The 3,777-nt window shown below is 41.0% G+C and carries 4 protein-coding genes; all 4 read right to left on the bottom strand.

Annotation, left to right across the window (positions count from 1 at the left end; translation table 11 throughout):
- Nucleotides 1-406: hypothetical protein (locus N2257_10510; GenBank protein ID MCX7794815.1), on the bottom strand; the 406-nt coding region annotated here is incomplete at its 3' end.
- A gap of 91 nt (nt 407-497) precedes the next feature.
- Complete coding sequence (locus N2257_10505; protein MCX7794814.1) at nt 498-1,187, bottom strand: hypothetical protein; 690 nt, start codon at nt 1,185-1,187, stop codon at nt 498-500.
- Nucleotides 1,187-1,918, bottom strand: a complete 732-nt coding sequence (locus N2257_10500; GenBank protein ID MCX7794813.1) for a TlyA family RNA methyltransferase — start codon at nt 1,916-1,918, stop codon at nt 1,187-1,189. The genes N2257_10505 and N2257_10500 overlap by 1 nt, the downstream gene beginning before the upstream one ends.
- Nucleotides 1,918-3,777: 1-deoxy-D-xylulose-5-phosphate synthase (gene dxs / locus N2257_10495; GenBank protein MCX7794812.1), on the bottom strand; the 1,860-nt coding region annotated here is incomplete at its 5' end. The genes N2257_10500 and dxs, both read right to left, overlap by 1 nt.

Raw genomic sequence — 3,777 nt, 5'->3', positions numbered from 1 at the left:
CTTCTCTGAGCATATCCACGACTCTCTCCTCTGCCTCCTTTTTTGAACAGTAGCCTGAAAATTCCATTATTACTCCATAGCTATCCTTTCTTGATATCCCAACAGCTACAGAAGCTGAGATGAGTCTTCCCTCTTCAGAGCATACAATAGAGCCATAGGCTATGGGAAGGAGAATGCCTGGCTGAAGATCAATCCTTTCGTGGTATACAGCACCAGGTGGCAGAATGCTGCTTACCTTGAGAAGGTTTACATTACCCACACCACTTAGAAGCAGTGCCCTGTCAAAGGCTGTAAGTTCTGTTTTACCCTCTGAAGCAGCACCCACAAGAGAAAACTTTCTGGGCATTGGAAGCCCGGGCAGGATCAGATCCTTTGTTAAAGGCTTTTCTTCTGTTACTGTTGTCAATTTCTCCTCTCCTTTCCTGGATATAATCCAATTTTTATATTTCATTAAGCAAATATTATAAACAAATCTTTTTTCTGAATCAATAAAAAATTTATCCAGGCTTTCTGACCTGAAGGAGCCTCTTTGCAGCAGCCCTTACAGCCTCTGATACATTTTTATTTCTCTCAATGAGTTCAAGATCCTTTGTCTTGAGATTGGGTACAAGACCAACAGCTATTCCAGGAGGTGTCTTAGGATTACTAACAAGTGCCTGCACTATGGAATAATTCTTGATCCAGTCTCTATTACTTGCTATCATCCTGAGAGCCTCTTCAGGAATGGATCTCTGTCTCGCTATCATCTCTATCTCTGATTCTGTTATCTTTGGATTCTCTATAACACTTAAAACAACATCCTTATTTGTATCTTTGATAAGAATAGACCTTATCTCCCTTCCTCCTCTAAGGGCAAGGAGTCTTCTTTTTGGAACAGGTAATCGCTGAATTTTTACAAGAAGACTTTCTCTCCTTTTCTCCTCTGATTCTTCTGCAGGAACAGGTGCAGGAGAGATCTTGTTTTCTTTCTGGAGGACTGGAAGATTTAGATATTTTTCTGTTAGGGATTTTATCTCTTCAGGTGTGTTTGGATGCTCATAAAGTAGTCTGAGTATTTCTGGCCTTTCTCTGTTCGCCTGGAGAATCTCACTGAAGATATAACTATCTGAGGCATCTTCTAAAAGTATCTCTATGACATCGGCTGATGTCAGTGACAGGTCCAGACCTATGGCTCGCTGTTCTTCCATCACTCCTTCTTCAGGTATAAAAAGTATTCCACATTTCCCTTCTGTCCTTCAAGTGGTGACCTGAAACTTCCACTTACAGAGAAACCTATTTTTGTTGCCTCGGTAGCCACTTTCTCAACTGCACTCAGTCTCTTTTCTTCGTCTCTGACTATTCCACCCTTTCCAACATCCTTTTTTCCAACCTCAAATTGTGGTTTTACAAGACAGAGTGCCTCTCCACCGGATTTCAAGAATTCTACTATTTTTGGAAGTACTTTTGTTAGTGATATAAATGAGACATCCACTGTAATTATATCTATTTCCTCAGGTATGGCCTCTTTCGGAAGATATCTTATATTGGTTTTTTCAAAAAGAATTACCCTTGGATCATTCCTGAGACTCCAGGCAAGCTGCCCGTAACCAACATCTATACAGTAGACCTTTTTTGCTCCTCTTTTCAGAAGACAATCAGTAAAACCACCTGTTGAAGCACCAACATCCATCGCCACCTTACTGTTCACATCTATATTAAAGTATTCAAGAGCAGCTTCAAGTTTTAGACCTCCCCTACTTACATAGGGAATCTCTTCCTTGAGTTCAATCTCTGTATCTGAATTTATCAGTGTCCCGGGTTTTGTACATATGTGACCACTCACTAAAACCTTTCCCTCCATTATCAGGGCTTTTGCCCTTTCACGGGTGCTTACCAGGCCTCTCTGTACGAGCACCCTGTCAAGCCTATCTTTTTTCATTATAATGAAATATCTCTTATTAAGGTCTTCTCCATTAAAAGAAGAGCTGTATTGATAATCCCTGCTTTACTGAGTCCGTATCTCTCCCTTAGTTCCTGCTGTGTGCCATGTTCAACAAATATATCTGGTATACCGAGAGACCGCACTATTACATCGTGAAGTCCGGTTCTGTGCAGAAATTCAAGCACAGCACTACCAAAACCGCCAGCAAGAGAATTGTCCTCAACAGTGATGATCCTTTTTATTCTCCCAGCAAGACTGTATATCAGAGATTCATCAAGAGGCTTTATAAATCTGGCATTTACAACAGTGACATTTATATCCATATTTTTCAGTTCCATAGCTGCCTCCATGGCCGGGCCTACCATATTACCGACTGCTAGGATTGCTATATCGTCGCCATCACAGAGAATCTCTGCCTGACCTATACTGAAAAAGTTTCTTTCTCCCTCTATAACTATTGCCTTCCCCCTTGGGTATCTTATTGCCGAGGGACCGTCAATCCTGAGGCTGAGATCAAGCATTGTCTTCAGTTCAGGACCGTCCTTTGGAGCCATTACAATAAGATTGGGTATAATCCTCAGATAGGAGAGATCAAACTGTCCCTGATGGGTCTGACCATCTTCTCCCACAATACCGGCCCTATCAATACAGAAAGTCACCGGGAGCTTCTGGATGCATACATCATGTATTATCTGATCAAAGGCCCTCTGTAGAAAGGTTGAATAAATTGCCACATAGGGTCTCAATCCTTCTCTTGCAAGACCGGCTGCGAAGGTCACTGCATGCTGTTCAGCAATTCCGACATCATAGAGTCGTTCAGGATATTTTTCATAAAAGCATGTAAGTCCTGTACCATCCTTCATTGCTGCTGTAATTGCTATTACACGTGAGTCTTTTGAGGCAAGCTCAGTGAGATATTCACCAAAGAGTTCACTGTAAGTCTTATGGCTTGATTTTACAGGACTTCCTGTTTCAGGACTGAATGGTCCAACTCCATGGAATATACAGGGATCTTCCTCTGAGTATTTATATCCCTTTCCTTTCTTTGTAATTATGTGTAAAAGAACAGGTCCCTTTATTTCTTTCAATCTTTTTAACGTTGTGATTAAAAGCTCAATATTATGGCCATCAATAGGTCCAAGATATTCAAAACCGAGTTCTTCAAAGATCAGTCCTGGAGGAAGAAGTATTCCTTTCAGAGTCTCCTCTGCCTTCTCTGCAAGCTTTGCCACAGGTTCACTGAATTGCTTAGGCATGCTCTTTATTAGCTGTTTTGTCTCATCCTTAAATTTTCTGTAAAGATTGCCGGTAAGTATCCTGTTAAGGTATTCAGAGAGAGCTCCAACATTTTTTGATATAGACATTTCATTATCATTAAGTATTACAATAAGATCCCTTTTTAGATGTCCTGCATGATTGAGCGCTTCAAAGGCCATGCCCGCTGTTAGAGCACCATCTCCAATAACTGCAATGATCTTTCTACTCTCACCTTTAATATCCCTTGCCTCTGCCATTCCAAGAGCAGCTGAAATGGATGTGGAGCTATGTCCTGTGCCGAAGGCATCATGTGGACTTTCATCAATTCTCGGAAAACCGGAAATACCCCCAAATTTTCTTAGAGTATGAAAAAGAGGATACCTTCCAGTGAGTAATTTGTGGGGATAGCATTGATGACCTACATCCCATATTATTCTGTCATGGGGAGAGTTAAAGACATAATGTAATGCTATTGTGAGCTCCACTACGCCTAGGTTAGAGGCTAAATGTCCTCCATTCTTAGAAACAGTATCTATGATAATCTTTCTGATCTCTTCAGCAAGGTTTTTTAGTTCCTCAGTGTTTAATCTCTTTAAGTC

Source organism: Thermodesulfovibrionales bacterium, assembly GCA_026417875.1.
GTDB lineage: Bacteria > Nitrospirota > Thermodesulfovibrionia > Thermodesulfovibrionales > CALJEL01 > CALJEL01.
This window is presented reverse-complemented; position numbering and strand designations above follow the sequence as displayed.